Origin of the sequence: Dyadobacter sp. SG02 (genome assembly GCF_900109045.1) — a bacterium.
Classification (GTDB): domain Bacteria; phylum Bacteroidota; class Bacteroidia; order Cytophagales; family Spirosomataceae; genus Dyadobacter.
Genome location: NZ_FNYL01000001.1, coordinates 259,386 through 277,719 on the forward strand (window position 1 = coordinate 259,386; position 18,334 = coordinate 277,719).

Consider the following 18,334-nt stretch of genomic DNA (forward strand, 5'->3'; position numbering starts at 1 on the left):
GTTACGGGGCCGATTACGTCCCTGTTATGATGATTCATAACCAGGTCAAAGCGAAGTTGTTATGCGGAAGAGTTCCGAACCCTCTCTCTCTGCAGGACATGATGTCAAAACATTCAAAAACCCCGTTTAAACGCTTTAAACGGGGTTTTTGCGTTTTTGGGACCTACCAAAAAATGCAAGAAATCCCAATGAAAATGTAGGGTATCGTGGAAGTGACAAAACTGAACAAAAACTTCCATATCATATCTACTAACTGGCTGATCAAAAGACGTTTACGCACTAAACATCTTTACTTTCAATTGTAACAATTCGATTTTTGTTCATCTTAAACATTTTTTACTATGTTGGAAACAAGCTTCGGGTTGATTTTCTTTTTGAAAAAGCCCAAACCAGAATTAGCGGGTGGAATGCGCTATGTCTATTGCCGAGTCACCGTCAACGGCATCCCCAAGGACATCTCTACAAAAAGAATTTGGCATCCATCCAAGTGGAGTGTCGGCGCTGGTAGGGCGACAGGAAACAAAGAGGACACTAAAACATTGAATGCCTACCTCGATACACTGACTTCCAAGATTTACGAGGCAAAACGATCACTGATTGAGGCAAACAAAGAGGTCACCTCAGAAGCCATCAAAAATATTCTTCTAGGAAGAACTGAGGGTGGAAAAACTATCTTGCCTATTTTTCGAGAACACAACGATCAGATTGCTGCATTAATCGGGGCCGATTTTGCGCCAGGCACCTTGGAGCGGTACGAGACTTGCCTTAAACACACCCGCGATTTCATCAAATGGAAATACCAGGCAGACGATTTCGAAATTGGGAAGCTTGATTACGAATTCATATCACAATATGAGTTCTGGCTTAAAGCAGTTAAGAAGATCAGCCATAACACTACGATGAAATATTTGGCGAACTTTAAAAAGATCGTCCTTCTGTGTGTTAAGAGAGGATGGCTTCTACGTGATCCGTTCTATGCTTTCAAATTTTCGAAGCGAGAGGTTGATCGGCAGGCATTAACCGAAGTTGAGTTGAAGAAAGTATGGGAGAAAGATATGGGCGACGGTCGGCTTGCTCTGGTCAAGGACATCTTTCTGTTTTGTTGCTACACAGGACTTGCCTATGCCGATATATATAAATTGAAGCGGACTGAGATTGCTGAGGGGATTGATGGCGGAAAGTGGATTACGACCAAGCGCCAGAAGACTGATACTCCCTCCCGGATACCTATATTGCCGATGGCGATGGAGATTATGGAGAAGTATGAAGATCATCCTCAATGCGAGAATGAAAACCGGGTATTGCCCGTGCTTTCCAATCAGAAGATGAATTCCTATCTGAAGGAGATTGCCGACTTGTGCGGGATACAGAAGAACATTACTTTTCACTTGGCTCGGCATACTTTCGCTACTACAGTGACTCTGACTAATGGTGTGCCGATTGAGAGTGTCTCGAAGATGTTAGGGCATCGGAACATCAAGACGACTCAGCAGTATGCCAAGATTGTTGATCGTAAGATCAGTGATGATATGGCCAGGTTGAGGCAAATATTGTCGAAATAGGCATAAGATGTCAGCTCGTGGGACTTAAAATCCTGAGAGCCGAAACGGCCATAAGGTTTGATTCTCCCTTCATGTGCTGGTTTAAAGCAGTTATGAACTTTGGTTTGTGACTGCTTTTTTGTTGGTACAAGATAGGTACAACTCCAAAACTGTTCTCAATATGCTCATTTCGACCTTTCCTCTAAAATTTTTACCCGATGTGACTTTTTTCAATTGGCGAATTATGCGAAATCAAATTGTAAGTATCCCGCATTTGTTCTCTGTCTCTTTTCATGATACGGGGCTAGGAAAATCACAGAAAGCGAGGATAGATGGATTGGTCGGGTGGATACGCCGAACTTGCACTTAGTAAATGCTGCGCATTGCGGCTGATGCAAAATAGAGCAGCGGGACTCACTGACGATAGATTGACGAATTGCTTTCAGCTCATGATGCCCACGCTCTTTAACCATTCAAGCCAAATCTGTTCGCTTATTTCTCTAACAGTCATCCTCACAGCCCTATTCGCAGAATAGTAATCCTCACTAACCCAGAACAAATCATAGTCGTCATATTGAAGATTGTATCCGCGATCACTCAGATTATTATTTTCCGTTGATACAGAATAGTTGATTCGACCATCTCCACTGTTAGAAAACATACGCACTCTTGCCTGATCCTTTCCAATTGAGATTTTTAACCTAGCCTCAGTAGCAATCTTGTTTCTGTTGACAAGAATAATCTCAATTTCCTCACTGACTTCTTTAATTATACGAGATCTTATATTTTCAAGCTCGTTAATTTCTTGCAAATATCGTTTAATATGTTCTTTTATTTCTTTAAAGCTTTGTTCGATAAATTCCATTTTTTGAATAGAGTCAAAGTCTTTCTGTACTCTATAATTTCTACCCGTTTTCGGAATTTCAGAATGCGGAGGTTGACCTGGGATGTCGTCGGTTAGCCCTCCATTTTCTATAAGTTTTCTCAAATTCTGGATTACGTCAACAAAAGCGGTATTCTTATTCTCCCAAGTGGTGATAGCTTTACCGTCTTTGGGTAATGCCTTAAATTTGCTGAAAGGTGTGTTCAGCCAGTCACAAGGCTCAACTATCGTCGGAACAATAACCAACTTACCCTCTTCTTGGATCTGTATTGCTCTTACAAATTCTTTCTCATAGCAATAGGTTGAAGCTATATAACTTGGGCTAAGCAGCGCAATGAATATATTCGAATTATCAAGAGACCTAGAGATCGAATCATTCAGATTTCCCCCGGCGAGTATTTCTCGGTCGGTCCAAGTACTAATTAGTCCATCTCTTTGAAGTTGTGCTAAATGCGTATGCAATAAAGTTAGCATCTCGGCATCATTGTGGCTATATGAAATAAATGCATTCATAATTTATCGTTTAGTTGATGATTTAAATCTCTTTATCCCTCGTCAAAATAGTCACTATCCAGTCTTTTAATCTCGTAGATTTTTTGAGGAGATACACCCAGATTATAATCAATCATTAATTGGGCAAGTTGCTCTCCGTCAATTAACACAATCTTCGTCTCATTTCGTGGCATGTAGCTTAATGCATCTTTTGTAAATGAAGAGGTCGTTATAAAAATTCCCTTCTTAGCACCCTGGCCGGCGAGTGCTCCGACAAATTTGTGTAACTCAGGTCGTCCAACTGTATTTCCTGCTTGCCAACGCTTTGCCTGAATGTAGATAATATCTAAGCCAAGCTTATCCTCTTTAATGGTACCATCGATTCCCTCATCATTTGTTTTACCAACTGCGTTACCAGCATCTTTTTCGGAACCTCCATATCCCATTTTTACAAGGAGCTGGACGACAAGACGTTCAAAGAATGTTGGAGAAAAACTTCTTACAGTGTCTATTATTTCCTGAGCCAGAGATTTACGGATCTTTTGATATGCTATTTCAATGGTTTCTTCCGGTGTGTCAGTTTCAACTTCCTGAACTATATTATTGTTGATAACTCCTCCATCATCCTTCTTACTATAGAACTCAAGAAACTCGGGATACTGCTTTAAAACACTGTTATCCAGCTTGCTCGGATTTTTGTCCAATAAATCAAGTCCGCGGGTTGTAATCAAAATGCTTCCCCTTTTTGGTGAAGTAAGTAAGCCTGCCTTTTTCAAATATGTCCTCGCCCAGCCAACCCGATTGGAAAACAAAAGCCCCTGACCGCTTGGAAGTAACACGCTCTTTTCTGCATCGGATAGCTGAAATTGGTTGGATAAAATCTCAACGGCATCCTTCAAGGAATGTTCTTTTTGATCACCGGCTAATTTTAGCACAGGTAACATAATCGTTTGATAATCTGGTATTGGCATGAGTTAATTTTAAATAATTGTAGCAGGGTCTTACCCAGCTATCGCCTTCCGATTCGTATCTTCAACAATCTCAATAATTCTCCTAGCGTTCAAATCAAACACTCCTGCCACGCCACTTTCATGAAATTTTGTGAATGGCTGCTGAAAGAGCATATTAGTGTCAATTGTACCATTTTTTGTTAAAAGCTTTATAATATCATTTACGAACTCTATTTGCGTAGAATTGAGAGGCCCGTTGGAAAGAAATTCTGAAAATGCCTCTTGTACTGCTACTTTGTCTAACCCTAGAATTGACCTTACAAAAATACCTATCGGTTTATCCCCCAATGCCTTCTTAAAGGCATCCTGGGTCTGACAACCCGATTGTTCGAAAAGCATTCTATCGAGTTCGTTTAACTCAGCGGCTGTGATAGGCTGATTGTTATGAAGCCGGTTAATTGTCATATGATTGACATTGTCCAGGATGATCTTTCTAAGCTTCGAGTAATGATTATTGTAGTTACCGAAACTGCCCGTGTAGTCTTCGAACTGAACGGGAGCTATTAGTTGGTCCTCGAAGTTTGTGTAGAAGATTTCTTTACCTGATGAAATGTCTAATAACTTCGCAAGCTGTCTTATTTCCAGGCGAAGTTTTTCGATAGCGAGAACGCCCGCCGCAGCCCAAAACTCTGGTTGCAGAATCTGCCTTAGCGTTTCTTTGCGCTTCGCGATCGTTGGGACGTTATCCGCTTTTCTCAACAGCTCTCTCGCAACGCCTTGCAGCTTCTCCACATAATTCGGTAGCGAACGCTCACTTCTGATGACGGCCAGTTGCAACTTCACCATCATTAAGTCAAAACGCTTCACTTGCTCGTCCGTTTCTTCGTTTGCAACAAGCGGTGCAATATGCTCCGCCAGCTCTCTGACATGGGTATCGCGGATGCTATTCCATGATGTCAGGCTAGCATAATGTTCCACCTGGCGCAAATGCAGGCCTACCTCAAATGCATTCGGATTTAGGTCAGCCACCTGCTTGCTTAGTATTTCACAAAGCGATTTACTCGTCTGAAAATCTTCACTTTCAGGGAGTGCGCTGCCCTGCGTTTGTAAAATATGAACTAGTTCTGCGCGTGCATTAAACGTTATTTCGCTAAGAGACTTTGCTTTCGACGGAATAATACCCTGCGGATTTTGGTCGAAAAATTCGAAAACCCGGCACACGTCGAATACATAGAAGTCCTCCTTGTCCATCAATGGTCCGTAAAGGTCGGCGCTCAGACGGGTGCCTCTACCCAGCATCTGCCAAAACTTGGCAGCAGAATATACCGGTTTGAAAAATACAAGGTTCACTATTTCTGGGACATCAATGCCGGTGTCCAGCATATCGACCGAAATGGCAATCTGCGGATATTTTTCTTTGATCTTAAATTGCAGAATCAGATTTTCAGCATTGGCTGCATAGTTATCGATCACCTGCGCGAAATGCGGATGTATTTGAGGATAAAGTGCTCCGAAGCGTTTGAGAATAAATTCGGCGTGTCGGTGATTTCTGGCAAATATGATCGTCTTACCCAACTTCTCATTTCCTTCGACTTTATGCCCGAATTCCATCAGCGATTGTAACATTTTGTCAACAGTATCCTGATTGAAAAGCCATTGATTGATAGCCGCCCCATCGATTTCATTCAGCACAGCACCTGTTGCGGGATCGTAGAATTTACGTTCCCATTCCATTTTCTCCTCGTCTGAGAGATCGGTATACTTGATTCCCTGTGTTGGAAACCTCAGTTCCAGCTTCACTTTTTTGATCGGAACTAAAAATTTGTCGTCTACTGCCGTGGTGTATTCGTATGCATCGGTAGGTTCACCCGGCTTATGATTAAAAATGGCGTAAGTATCCCTATCCGTTTCGCTTTTTGGCGTGGCAGTGAGGCCCAGGTACAGAGCGTCAAAGTATTCAAAGATGGCGCCATACTTATCATAAATGGAGCGGTGCGCCTCATCGATGATGATCAGATCAAAATGCCCGACACCGTAGTATCGCTTTCCATTCCGGTAGTCGGAGTCAATTCGATTGATGATAGTCTGATAAGTTGAAAATACTACCCTCGCAAATCCCTGATCCGTTTCTTTGGTGAGATCCACTCCGGTAGAACTGGGTAGGTATTCGTTATAATTTTTCAGCGCCTGTGTGACCAATGCATTACGGTCGGCGAGAAACAGCACGCGTTTGATCCATTGTGCTTTGGCGAGCAGATCCACAATCGCAGCTGAAACACGCGTCTTTCCTGTACCGGTTGCCATGACCAGGAGTGCCTTCCGTTGATTTTCATCTTCGAACCGCTCCATAACCCTGCGTATCGCACGTTCCTGGTAATACCGACCGGCGATGTCCTGATTAATTTTCTGCTCGCGAAGCAAGGATTTCTGATGTCGCCTGACCATCAAACGCATCAGCTCTTCCGCATTTAAAAAGCCAAATACCTTACGTGGCGGATATCGCAGATCATCCCAAAAGAAGGTGTCAAAACCATTGGTGTAGTAGATGACCGGTCTTTGTCCATATTGCTTTTCGATCGCGTCAGCATAATTCTTTGCCTGATATCTTCCGCGTTCTACCTCCTTGTTGGTACGCTTTGCTTCAATAATAGCCAGGGGCTTCCCGTCGTCGCCCCACAGGACGTAATCTATTTTCAGACTTTTGGCTGTTCCCGACTCTTCGTCGATCGCAGTGACCGGAAACTCCTGCACGTTTGCTGCTTCAACATCCCAACCGGCTTGCCGCAGCAATACGTCGATATAAAGCTTTCGTGTTTCCTTTTCGGACAGCACAGCCGGTGCCACTACCTCGCCATTCTGCTTGCTTAGTTGTTCGTAATGTTGCAGCTGGCGTTTGAGGCGTTCAATTTCCTCCGTTTTTTCATCCAACTCCGCAGTTTTTCTTGCCAACTCAATGCTCTGCTGCTTGCCTTCGTCGAGCAATTGGTCGTAGACTTTTTGCGAAAGCTTTTTCCCTTCGGTTGGGATCAGACTGTCATCAAAAGCACGATAAGAATAAGGGTTGGCCGAATAGGTACGGACAACCCCTGAGCAAAATCTGAATAAGTATTTGACGGACGAAAGCGACTCGTGCGTACCGGTTTTAGTACCACGATGAACCGCATTGTTTCCGGTATTCTTAATGATATGCAACTCTTTTCCGTATTCTTTTCCCCAGGAATCCTGAAAGCTGGGCTCGCGCAGAAGGTCATTCAGGTTGAACTGCTCTTTCAATGGCAATTGCAAAGCTCCGTCGTGATCATACAGCCACTTCACCATTTCTTCGAGCGCTTTCCTGCTCAATATGGCAGAAATGGTGGGTTCTGTTAATGCGTAGCTTTCCGCTTTCTGAGCAGTTTCAAAATGATCCGTCCATTCATTATTGAGGAAAAAGAAGTTAGAATTAAGCATTAATTATTCAATCTGTATTTCTTGGGAGAGTAGTTTTTCGAGTTCTGCCAGGTTCTGCCTGCGAGCTTCGTCCAGCGCCTTTATTCTTGCAATGATTACCTCCGGCTTGTCGTAATGTTTCTCTTCATGCACCACTTCCTTGTACCGGTTGATACTAAGATCGTATTTATTTTCAATTATTTCACTTACGGGTACAAAAAACGATTTGTCCGTCCGTAATCGATCCGTTTCTTGTTCCGGATTTTTGAAACGCGTCACTATGTCATCGATATCATTGCTGGCAATAGGTTGCCTTTTGTCATCCAAACTCAGCCCGTCGGCCTGCATATCGTAAAACCAAACCTGGTCCGTTCCACCGGAATTGGTTTTGGTGAAAATCAGAATGGCCGTACTTACTCCCGCATAAGGTTTGAATACACCAGAAGGCATCGAAATCACAGCGCGAAGCTGGTGTCTGTCAATGATTTCCTTCCTGATTTGCACATGTGCTTTGGAGGACCCGAACAGAACGCCATCCGGCACAATTACCGCCGCCCGGCCGCCTACCTGCATTCCTCTTAGCATGAGACCAAGGAAAAGCAATTCTGTTTTCTTAGAATTGACAATCGACAAAATGTTCTTCTCAACAGAATCATGATCCAAACTACCCTTAAAAGGTGGATTCGCGAGCACCAACGTCGCCTTGTTTTTAAATCCGGCATTTGCTTCCGACAATGCGTCTACATCCAACAAATGGGGATTTTCGATTCCGTGCATCATCATGTTCATCGCACCAATACGGATCATTGTTGCATCAAATTCCGTCCCGTTGAACATTTGCTCGTTGAAATGCTTTCTGAACTTGGAATCAGTAAATTGACTTTCGTAATGATGCTGAACATATTCAGCGGAGGCAACCAAAAAGCCGCAGGTTCCTGCTGACGGATCGTAAATGATATCGTCAGGCATAGGTTCCATCATATCTACCATCATTTTGATTATGTGGCGTGGTGTACGAAACTGTCCGTTTGTACCGGCGGACGCGATTTTGGAAAGCAGATATTCATAAATGTCCCCTTTGGTATCCCGGTCATTCATCTGCACATCACTAAGCAAATCTACCACCTGGGCCAGAACGCGCGGAGTTGGGATCATGAACGTCGCTCCCCGCATAAATCGGCTGAATACATTGTTTGTTCCAAGGTTTTTGATGAAATCAAAAACGCCATTTTCCTTGGTCATATGCTTAAACAAATCCTCCGCCTCCCGGTCTTTGAACCGGCTCCATCTCAGGTCAGATTGGTCCTCCCGATATACCGGCGATTCTATTTGGCTCCCTAACAAGCTGGCCTTTTGTTCTTTTGCCGTTTGCAGCTCATCCAGTCGCTTGATAAAAAGCAAATAGGTAATTTGTTCAATGACTGTAAGAGGGTTGGAAACGCCACCGGTCCAGAAGGCATTCCATATTTTATCTATTTGGGTTCTTTTTTCTCCTGTGAGCATTTTTGATTCAATTATTAGTAAAATACTTGGCAAGTAGCGTATTGAATAGCATATCCTGTTCCATGATTTCCGAGGAAAGAATCTCTTTTTGTTGCCTAATTTTATGCATTACATCTTTATACTCTTTTTGCATTTCAATTGGTGGAACTAACACTGGGAAGTTTTTCAACTGTGTCATGTTAATAGATGCGATTCCAGTAGTTTGCTTGGCTGCTCGTAGGAAATATTTCTTCCCATAAATACTCCCAAATTGGCTGCAAAGGAATTCTGAATCAGCGACTAGATAATTTGGTCGGACGCGGAAAATGTGATTTTGATGAATGCAGTCTGGGATTTCTTCGCCCCATATAGCCGCACGTCCAAGCTTGTCAGGATCTCCCCCCTCCGTCATCAAAACGTCGCCACTTTTTAGCTGATACTTTTCGTAGTCTCGTTTGAAAACTCGTATTGTCTTTATTTCTCGAAGATCCAAAGCCCCATCCTGAACGTTTGCAACGCGCATATAGGGAACTTCAATCAGGTCGCCAGCCAATCCTGTATTCTTCGCAACGCCAGAAACAACCTCAGCTATCTCGTCCAATCTTTTTACTGTCCAGCCATTATTATTACTAACCGGATCCCCAAACATCTCAATAAACGTGCTTTGCAGCAGCTCATCATAATAATTCAAAAGCTGGCGGTTTTGCTGGCGCAGCGCGTCGGCTTTGTCTAAGATGGATGCGATGTGTTTTTGGGTTGGGAGGTCGGGGAGAGAGATTTCCAGGCTTTGCAGCTTCTCTTTGTTCAATGTCAATCCCTTAACAGCCTTGTCGCCTATTCCTGACACGTTAATGTTTTGGATAGCGTGATAAAGATATTTGATGTCAACTCTTTCAGTATCCTTAATTGGTAAGGCAACGATAGCCTCATTGGTAAATAGTTCAGTCTTTGTAATTGCTACTTTACCAATTGAAAGCTTGAAACTGTACAGTAATGTGTTTGCTGGCACAATCTTAATCCCTGACTCTTTGACTGCCAAAGTAGTTATCTGCTCCTTCGTTTCGCCAATAACACCAGCAGATCGACAGCTTGATAGATCCGCTATTGAAACCCAAGGAAAACCCGGCCCCCAATATTGCAACTTGGATCTGGAAGGAGTTTTACCCATGTTTATGTAGCAAATTTCGCCCAGCTTAACTTTCGAATAATTCATTAATTAAATGCGGTTAGGTTTTTTGCAACACTTAAATTAGCTGACTAGTGTCTCTGTTAAATTGATTCGATCTAGCAAATGTTTAAGGGAAACATATGATCGGTCAGGTTCTCTGTTTAGATAACGAATACATTCCAGATACTGCTGCTGATTTTCAGATTGATCTAATTTTGAGATTACAAGAGGTAATTCTTCGCCTTTTTCCACTCTTCTATATCTCGAAGAATCATACTGGTTTTCAGATATATAGTTGTTGTATAGGTTAGTTACTTGAACTTCTAAGAATAGCATGTGACGTACGACTGTGTCAGAACTACCTCTTCCAATTTTCAAAAAAAACTCATCTGATAATTCTTGTAGATTCAGCTTCTTGCCAGCAATCTTAATAAAGAATTCGTGATCGGTTGATCGCAGGTAAATTAAAAACAATAGGGTTTCTGGAAATAAAAATTGTTCGTAAGAAAACATTTTCAATGCTATCCTTGCCTGTGCAAATATTTTCTCCTGCTGCCTAAGAGTAGGTGATTTTAATTTAAAAAGTATTTTAGCCAGATTCTGAAAACTCTCTCGATCGGACTCAGCACTTCGATATTCCAGCTTTTTTGGTGATTTGAAGAACTGATCAAATGAAAAGTATTTAAAAAGGTAGTTGACAAATTTCTCAATATCAGGCTCAGGAATTGAATATTCCAAATCAATAAATCGCCGCAAATATTCATCGGCATTCAGCTGCTCGCTCCCATACACCCCTCTAACTGCATGCCCTGATTGTACTTTGTCGATTGATAGAACAAAAATGATCCCGTTGACCGCGAAGAAATGCTTCATATGCTCCAAGACCTCTACCGCATAATTGGGCCGGCAACGATCGAGCTCATCAATGATGAAAATGACCGGTTTATCTCCTTTGGTCGATTCCAAAAACTTTTCCAGATCGGCACGAAAATCTAGGAGGCTCTTTTTTCTCGCAGTGTATTCGTCAATTTCGTTTTCCAATATTTCGGCCGCCGCTTCGGTTGAAGATACAATTCCTTCCACAAGCTCCTCGCTATCAATGTATCGTTTCGCAAGACCTTTTACCAGCGCAGGAAGGACGTTCTTGGTAAGGACCGCCCCTTTCTTTACCAAAGAGTCGAAGGTTTTCGCATTGCTTTTCTTACGCAATACTTTCAACTCCGACATGATTGCCGCTAGCGGGTTACGCTCAAAGTCATTTTCCCATGCGTTGAAATATAGGGTTGTGAATCCATTATTTTGAAGTTGCTGCTGCCACATCTTCACAAATGTGGTCTTTCCTGTTCCCCATTCGTTGTTGATCGCCAGAACGAAGCCGTTGCCCGGCTCGTCAACAATTTGTGTCAGGACGTCAGCATACTTCTTTCTTCCCAGTTGGCAGGTTGCGAACGGGTCGTCTTTTGAAATTACTAAGTCATTGTGTCTGATAAACATAGGTCTACGTGTTGCGAACCTTGGAAACATATGCTGTTTAAAGCAATCTTTCAAATCGTTCTGGGTGTACAAATGTAACATTTTTGATTTGGCGTGGCTGCCGAATCTGATGACGACGCATACTAGAATCTGAAATTCTTACCGCCTCCGAAGGCCTTTTTCAACATATCATCCACCTTTTTCTCCGCATCTTTAACCACTTTGGCTTGCATTTTTTTCATCTCTGCATCAATCCTCAGCTTATTTGCCCTCACCAGCTCATCATACCCGCCTGGATACTCTTTCTGGCATTGGTTGCATCTGGCAAACCGCTTGTCTTCACTCAGGTAGATGTCCTCACTCTGGCAGCTTTTGCATACTAGCGGCACACTCATTTGATACTTGTTCTTCATACTAAGTCGCTTTTTAGTGTTCGATGCTCAAAGATTCTTTGCACCTGTGCAGTGTATCTGCACAGGAAAATTTATTTTTGAGTACTCAAATTCCTCTATCTCAATGGCTACTAACAAAGATGCTCAAACACGATATCTCGCGTTGGATAAATGCTTCTCCAATCCGTTCAAACGGTATTTTATGGAAGACTTGGTGGAAGCTTGCAGCGCTGCTTTATTGAATAGAAATCCGGATAGTAAGGGAGTGCAGCGGCGGCAGATCTTTGAAGATATTAAGTATATGGAAGAGGCCTGGAATCTGCCGCTCGATAAAGTAAAGGTTGGAAAACGGATTCATTACAGATATAGCGACCCAAGATTTTCCATTGAAAAGCAACCACTTAATCAATCGGAGATCGAACAGCTAAAATCAGCGATGGAGCTACTCGCGAGATTTGAGGGAATGCCGCAATTCGGTTGGGTGAATGAGCTGATGCCTAAACTGGAACAATCTTTCCTTTTGGAGCGAAATCGGGCACCAATCATCAGTTTTGATAACAATCAATATTTAACCGGCATAGAACGCCTAGGGCAACTTTTTCAGAGTATTTTATATAAACAGGTGCTGTGCATTCAGTACCAGCCCTTTCATAGCGAAGAAGCTTCCGAACTTGTCATCCACCCGTATTATTTGAAACAATACAATAATCGCTGGTTTCTCTTCGGGCTACAATATGAATCTGGCCGGATCTTCAACCTGGCTTTGGACAGGATCATCGACATCAGGGATGAAAATTTTCATTTTACAGAGAATACACTCTGCGATTTTAACGAATACTTTGAAGACATCATCGGTGTCACAAAACGGGAACAATCTATTGTAACCGAAATTTTGCTGTCGTTCGATTCAAAAACTGCGCCATATGTATTGTCGAAACCAATTCATGGCACGCAAAGAATCAGATCCAAGACAAAAGAGGAGCTGGTTATTTCCATAGAGGTAGCTCCTAACTACGAGTTGGAAAGTACATTGCTGGCATTTGGAGAAAAGGTCAAAGTACTTGCTCCTGAAAGCTTCAAAGAGATAATTAGAGAGAGGTTAAAAGCTGCCACAGGGAGGTATGAGGCGTAGGGATTCGAACCTAACTTATATCACACTGATATTCAATACTTTATATGACATATAAAGCAGTGCTCTCGATATGCTCTCTCAATTTACTAAACGGTCACATTCCGAGCATAAAAATAAGTCGTAAACTACTAATAGACAACACGTTACTTAAAGACAATTTACGAGTGATTCAGGGTTCGGGTCTCTCGGAGGTTTATGTTTTGGCGGCCTCAACATAATAACTATTTGATTATCAACGATAGAATAGGGTTCAAAATGAAGAAAAAAGGATTTTATAGATCGCCCTAAGGATTGATTTAGTTGAACATTAGTAATCGTTTGGGTGGCCTTCGTCGTTATTCGGCTCCATCCTTCTTAGCCTTGTGCGCTGCGAGTGCTTCTTCGATGCACCCTATCGCTATTACAAAGGCGTTATAAGCCCCAAGATGATGTGATCGCAACCTTTCATGCTGAACTTAAGCTGAGGGATGTAATAATCCCCCAACGCCTTTATCAAATCGCTGTCTTTTTGATGCTGTAATGCGGCGCGGACGATACCCTTGAATGCATCACGCTCAGATTTTGGTCTGCCTTTCCATGGGCCAGTTCCAGCTCTTGTGCTGTCAAAATCCCAGTAGGCTTTTTCAAGAGCGTCTTCTGTATCCAGCAACTTGATCGTCTATTCGGTCATTAGCATCTCTTTTTCCCAACCACCTTATCACAAGATGATACACGTGCCAACTTATAATTCTGTTCTTGTAGCTGGTGGTCAAATGCTTAATTTTGCACAAAACCCCTTTATCATATGAATGAAAGCTTACAATCTGCAAGAAACATCCACCAAATATTACTTGTCGTCCTAACCGTTATTGGAATTTTTGCAGGATCAATCATTTTCGAGACAAACCCTTTCGAGACAGGTCTACGAATTGTACAAGAAAGTGAAGCTGATTTAGACTCAATGATCCTGTATGATAAGGTAAGAATCCGATATGATAGTACAGGCGTCAAAGTATTTCGCAAAAACGAGATCGACTCCTCCAATGTAGCTGTTAGTAAGAAGGACACAGCTGAAATAAATAGGCTGAAAAGTAAAATAAGGCAAGAGAATATACAGCACGATGCCGAAATGAAGAGGGTAAATAAAAGCATAAGGAAAATGCGAATTACCCTTGATACCGCCGAGAATCGAAAGGACTTTTCGCTGTTCCGGGAAGCATATGACTTAATTGTTGAACTTACTGCCGGACGAGAACGTCAAAAGATTTATCATGAAAACATCGTTGATTTGACGGAGCAAATGATCGAGTGGAAAGATGAGGATTTTCGCATAATACCTGAATCAAATCAATATGTTGACTCTCTAATGTCACTTTCGAGATTGAATAGGATTTTATATAACAGTGAAGATCAGAAGATATTCAATGATCCAAGCGGGCAAAGCCTTGGAAGCCTCGATTACTTCTATTCTACAAATAAGGAAAAGTCTGTCAAAGAGTGCAAAGATCTATTGACCAGAGAATCAGCTAATTTTAAAAATAATCCCAAAAATGACGTTGATGTTTCAGGGATTCGTGTGGCGAGCAAGCATATGTATGTTGTTGCTCCGTTCTTGACTTTTTGTTTAATGGTGTATCTCTCTTCCCTTGTTCTACATCTTAACAGGGCGACGCGTCTTCGTCAGGATGCTGAAAGCGCTCAGGACTTTCCGTGGTTGGCCTTATTTCCAGGGGCTTGGAGCAGATTTCTGTTATTCATATCGGTATCCGTTTATCCGGCTTTCATCACATGGGCTGCCGCTAGTTCCTCGGAATTGCCTGCCACTCAAAAAGGATATATTGAGATAGCCTACCCTATTTTTTTCTTTCTCCTTGGGTTATCGATATTCGTAAATACGCTAAATCTGAGTGTGAGAATTCATACCAGACCTTTTGTCTAGGTAATGAGCAGCGACAATTATAGGCTTTTATAATTACCCAACTACAGTATCACAATTTACCCGGATTTAATCCAGGTAGGCAGGATTTCAATCGGTTGTTGCTGAACACTATACTTTGTCATATTGTCAAATTCCTTCGAAGAATCTAAAAAAGAGGGTGGTAGCGAAAATCCAGAGCTAAAGTGCTGACTAGTTATGAGACAAGCACTTTGAGCTAAGTCGCTGCTCTAACCCTGCAATGTACCATGTCTCTTGAAATTTTCCGGCCCGACGACATCAGAAATGCGACAGGCATTAGTTAAGCAAAGAGCAATTAACCATGCGGTAAGAACATTTGAAACTTGCTCATCTAAACTTTCGCCTTCCAGATTGCTGTCCTCGAAGGATTTGGATATACCAAGCTCGATTTGTAACTTTTGGTTAAAAGACTATGCAGCACTCCTATTTTAAAATCCGCGATCCCTGGAATTTCAAACCGCATCGATTTGAGATCGGCACGCCATTCATCAGGAGCTCTTTTCACGACAATCATTTCTTTTTAAAGCTTTACGAGCTCAGAAAAGACGATTTCTCTGACTTTTACGATTTCCATCTTAGGCACTATCTTCAAAATGTCTCAAGCACTGAGAATGATTTTCACAGCTACGTTTCTGATATCGTTTCAACGCGGATTGCACAACAAAAGCTCATCGATCCATTTTCCCGGAAAGCACTACGCGTGAAACAACAGACTGAGAGACTAAGAACATTCCAGACCTTTCTCCACTCGATCGATAATTGGAGCTCCTCACTAACCCTAGAAGCCGTCATTGCAGAAAACAACAGAGAAATCGTTGGGCTTAAACAGCAAATCACCGAGCTGAAAGATCAACTCGAAGCACTTCGTCGTTATGAGACAAAGACCAAGATCGATATTCGCGATAAGCACCTCCCCACCTTCATTCACCTCATCCATCAATTACAACAGCTGATGCTTCCTGACGAGCGGAGGCTTTTTAACTTTCAGGAACAGAGTGGGTGGTATAAGCTGGTAAGTAAATATTTCACGCACGACCGGAAGCCCATCCCCATCGAGACAGCTCGCAATTATTTCCCAGTACAGAAGGAAAAGACAAGCAAGGAAGTCGAGGTACCCGAACATTTGCGGTTCTTTAAAATTATCCTGACCAGTTCGGAGTCGGGCTCCTGATGACCAGCTGCTGAGTTTGGTCATTGCAATAGCTTGTCTCTCTCTCATTTTTGCAAGCAGCCGGCGGTCTTCATGCCGGGACGTTTCACGATAAACTTGCAGAATAATGAATGTAGAGATGATCACCAGGGAGGATCTGCAAAACCTGAAAAATGAAATCATTGCAGAGCTAAAATCAATTCTTTCGCAGGATAAGCCAACGGATAGTACCTGGCTTAGGAGTGCCCAGGTAAGAAAGATGCTAAGCATCTCGCCGGGCACCTTGCAGAACCTTCGCATCCAGGGACACCTTCGGTTTACCAAGATCGGTGGATGCTTCTTTTACAGCCAGCGGGACATTGCTACGATGCTCAACAGAAATGGCTCGGGGCGATGAAAAGGCTCGATCATCCGAGTACTGCCGTGGACATGGCATTACTTGAGGCCGTCAAATCCGATGACCGGCTGAACGCTTATCACATTAGCCTTTACACCGCGCTTCTTTACTACGGCAAAGGGATCAGGCAAATCCCGTTTCATGCTAGTCGCAGGAAGTTGATGGGATTTTCCAGGATCAAATCCGGGGCAACTTATCACAAATGTTTGCGGGAGCTGATCAGCTATGGCTACCTGGACTATCATCCTTCTTTTCACCCGCAACAAGGTAGTCGTATAGTGTTGACCGCAACTACGGTTCCTTCGGATGATGATCGATGAAAAGCTGTTAGTCGAGCTCTTCGAACAGAAAGACCGAAAACGCAGAGAGGCCTTGGTGGGGCTCTTTCGAGAAGACCTATTTGCTAGCCTGACACGCGCCAGAATTGCCGATATGATTAATGCCAAATTGGGCAGGCCAGGGCTTATCACCGCAGAAGATGTGCGCTACTGTCGGTTTTACTTCAAGGACAAAAAGCGTGAGCGCATTCACAGGGCTGTGGAGAAGACAATACGTAAGCCGGATCAACCGCAAGACGCTGAGAACATTCAAGCCAGCGCTTTCAAGGTGACCAATCCGGATGAAATCAAGCTACAAGACCAATTTAAGTTCGAATCAAAATTTGCAAAGAAAAATGAAACGTGAATTCCATTTTATCGTCCAGGCCAAAGGCGGCGTAGGCAAAAGCCTGCACACCTATCTGAGGGCGCTTTCCGAAGCGGGCAGCTCTTCCCTTTTTGTTGACCTTGACAGCTCAACAAAAACCTCATCCCGACAGCTCGCTTTTCTCGGACAAGACCGGTTTGAAGCTTTCTCTCTGCTGGACAACCGCGAAAGGCTAATGCGGGACCTTTTCATCGGCTACGTGGAAAGTCTGGCGGATAGCCCCTTCGACAAAGTGTATATGGATTTTGGGGCGCCGGAAAGCGAGCAACTGCCTGCTCTGATCACTCGGGATATCGATTTGAAGGAATGGTGTGATGAACTTGGCATTGAAGCCGTATTCCATATCATCATCGGTGGTGGCGGAGCGTACCTGGCGAGCATACAGTTTTTGGAAAAGATGCGGGCTGCATTAAGGTCAAAATTTGAGATCGTGATCTGGCAGAACCTGTTTGGTTTTAACCAGTTTCCAGGCTTGTCCCAAGAGCTCGAGGACAACTGCACCGCACTCGGACTTGACCTCAGACGCTTCGGCGACTTCGAGCCAGCATCGCTATTAGGTGGACAGATCCTCGACGGCATCCGTAATGGCTATTCGCTCAAAGACTATCCACCAGGCGCAAGGCTCAGGCTAAAGAAGGAACTTAAAGAAAATTTCGGCGATGAATAGCCCGGAGCCGAACCGCCTCACCCAGACCAGGGGGAAGTACGCGGCCAAATACGGTCACGAGATCGATGACTGGTCGGCGCTGTTTCTGACCGAAACCCAGGAGCATTTTCAAAGCCTGGAAATCAGGGTAGGAAAATCCATTGCAGCCATCGACCGGGCTGCATTGGAGCTGAAAGGCAGGAAACGGTTCCTGCAGTTTCAAGACCGAGGCCAGGCACTATTTTACGGCTTAGGTGTTAGTGGCCCCTACTCAATTGCAGGCATTGTCATATCTGTTTTGTTCTATTTATTGATACGCGATGGGCAGCAGTATGTAGAGCGACAAAGAATTTTGGACGAGTATGAAAATGCACCAGCTTACAGACAGATCATGGAGCAAGGAAAAATTGTCGAGTACGATAAAATGATGTACCTGCAACTAACACCTTTACCTAAAAAGGGGAAAGTCAAGATCGGTGAGCACTACATTTATGACTCCCAGGGCAAACGTGTGCTGGTTCCGCTAGGGGCCGAATAGGACAGCTCGTTTTTTAAATG

General features: G+C 43.3%; 18 protein-coding genes. 10 read left to right on the top strand and 8 right to left on the bottom strand.

Annotated features, from left to right (window positions below):
- Together BMW93_RS35655 and BMW93_RS01135 are read left to right on the top strand one after the other, a co-directional pair.
- Positions 1-200 (top strand): hypothetical protein (locus tag BMW93_RS35655; protein ID WP_218147648.1); only part of this gene is annotated, 200 nt, incomplete at its 5' end.
- 141 nt (positions 201-341) lie between these two features.
- Positions 342-1,562 carry a site-specific integrase gene (locus BMW93_RS01135; protein ID WP_090373360.1) on the top strand — a complete coding sequence of 407 codons (1,221 nt, stop codon included), beginning with the start codon at positions 342-344 and terminating at the stop codon, positions 1,560-1,562.
- Between the two features lie 421 nt (positions 1,563-1,983).
- Here BMW93_RS01135 and BMW93_RS01140 read toward each other — a convergent pair whose 3' ends face one another.
- The 7 genes from BMW93_RS01140 to BMW93_RS01170 all read right to left on the bottom strand — a co-directional run bounded on the left by BMW93_RS01140 (position 1,984) and on the right by BMW93_RS01170 (position 11,831).
- A complete protein-coding gene (locus tag BMW93_RS01140; RefSeq protein ID WP_090373361.1) occupies positions 1,984-2,937 on the bottom strand; it encodes a toll/interleukin-1 receptor domain-containing protein in 954 nt (317 codons plus the stop codon).
- Positions 2,938-2,969: 32 nt separating this feature from the next.
- Positions 2,970-3,887, bottom strand: coding sequence for a restriction endonuclease (locus BMW93_RS01145; RefSeq protein WP_090373362.1), 918 nt, complete (start codon positions 3,885-3,887; stop codon positions 2,970-2,972).
- A 30-nt stretch (positions 3,888-3,917) separates the two neighbouring features.
- Entirely contained in the window at positions 3,918-7,316 is a 3,399-nt protein-coding gene (locus tag BMW93_RS01150) for a DEAD/DEAH box helicase family protein (RefSeq protein ID WP_090373363.1), read from the bottom strand.
- Positions 7,317-7,319: 3 nt separating this feature from the next.
- A complete protein-coding gene (locus tag BMW93_RS01155) occupies positions 7,320-8,798 on the bottom strand; it encodes a class I SAM-dependent DNA methyltransferase (protein ID WP_090373364.1) in 1,479 nt (492 codons plus the stop codon).
- Positions 8,799-8,805: 7 nt separating this feature from the next.
- A complete protein-coding gene (locus BMW93_RS01160; RefSeq protein WP_090373365.1) occupies positions 8,806-9,990 on the bottom strand; it encodes a restriction endonuclease subunit S in 1,185 nt (394 codons plus the stop codon).
- A 36-nt stretch (positions 9,991-10,026) separates the two neighbouring features.
- Positions 10,027-11,439 carry a P-loop NTPase fold protein gene (locus BMW93_RS01165; protein WP_177193977.1) on the bottom strand — a complete coding sequence of 471 codons (1,413 nt, stop codon included), beginning with the start codon at positions 11,437-11,439 and terminating at the stop codon, positions 10,027-10,029.
- Between the two features lie 122 nt (positions 11,440-11,561).
- A complete protein-coding gene (locus BMW93_RS01170; protein ID WP_090373367.1) occupies positions 11,562-11,831 on the bottom strand; it encodes a hypothetical protein in 270 nt (89 codons plus the stop codon).
- 103 nt (positions 11,832-11,934) lie between these two features.
- On the opposite strand from BMW93_RS01170, the gene BMW93_RS01175 reads away from it, so the two are divergent.
- The gene (locus tag BMW93_RS01175) at positions 11,935-12,942 is read left to right on the top strand and encodes a YafY family protein (protein WP_090373368.1); all 1,008 of its coding nucleotides are present in this window, start codon (positions 11,935-11,937) and stop codon (positions 12,940-12,942) included.
- Between the two features lie 400 nt (positions 12,943-13,342).
- On the opposite strand, the gene BMW93_RS01180 is transcribed toward BMW93_RS01175, so the two are convergent.
- Positions 13,343-13,591 (bottom strand): hypothetical protein, encoded by a 249-nt coding sequence (locus tag BMW93_RS01180; protein ID WP_090373369.1) that lies wholly within the window; start codon positions 13,589-13,591, stop codon positions 13,343-13,345.
- A gap of 135 nt (positions 13,592-13,726) precedes the next feature.
- Between BMW93_RS01180 and BMW93_RS01185 the strand changes: the two genes are divergently transcribed.
- From BMW93_RS01185 to BMW93_RS01215, 7 genes are all read left to right on the top strand, one after another.
- Entirely contained in the window at positions 13,727-14,860 is a 1,134-nt protein-coding gene (locus tag BMW93_RS01185) for a hypothetical protein (RefSeq protein WP_090373370.1), read from the top strand.
- 430 nt (positions 14,861-15,290) lie between these two features.
- Positions 15,291-16,049 carry a hypothetical protein gene (locus BMW93_RS01190; RefSeq protein WP_090373371.1) on the top strand — a complete coding sequence of 253 codons (759 nt, stop codon included), beginning with the start codon at positions 15,291-15,293 and terminating at the stop codon, positions 16,047-16,049.
- 106 nt (positions 16,050-16,155) lie between these two features.
- Positions 16,156-16,425 (top strand): helix-turn-helix domain-containing protein, encoded by a 270-nt coding sequence (locus BMW93_RS01195; protein WP_090373372.1) that lies wholly within the window; start codon positions 16,156-16,158, stop codon positions 16,423-16,425.
- Positions 16,422-16,745 (top strand): hypothetical protein, encoded by a 324-nt coding sequence (locus BMW93_RS01200; protein ID WP_218147649.1) that lies wholly within the window; start codon positions 16,422-16,424, stop codon positions 16,743-16,745. Before BMW93_RS01195 ends, BMW93_RS01200 begins: the two co-directional genes overlap by 4 nt.
- Positions 16,732-17,109 carry a hypothetical protein gene (locus BMW93_RS01205; RefSeq protein WP_090373373.1) on the top strand — a complete coding sequence of 126 codons (378 nt, stop codon included), beginning with the start codon at positions 16,732-16,734 and terminating at the stop codon, positions 17,107-17,109. The genes BMW93_RS01200 and BMW93_RS01205 overlap by 14 nt, the downstream gene beginning before the upstream one ends.
- On the top strand, positions 17,099-17,797 hold the full coding sequence (locus tag BMW93_RS01210; protein WP_090373374.1) for a hypothetical protein: 699 nt from the start codon (positions 17,099-17,101) through the stop codon (positions 17,795-17,797). The genes BMW93_RS01205 and BMW93_RS01210 overlap by 11 nt, the downstream gene beginning before the upstream one ends.
- On the top strand, positions 17,790-18,314 hold the full coding sequence (locus BMW93_RS01215; protein WP_090373375.1) for a hypothetical protein: 525 nt from the start codon (positions 17,790-17,792) through the stop codon (positions 18,312-18,314). The genes BMW93_RS01210 and BMW93_RS01215 overlap by 8 nt, the downstream gene beginning before the upstream one ends.
- The last annotated feature ends 20 nt before the right edge of the window (positions 18,315-18,334 follow it).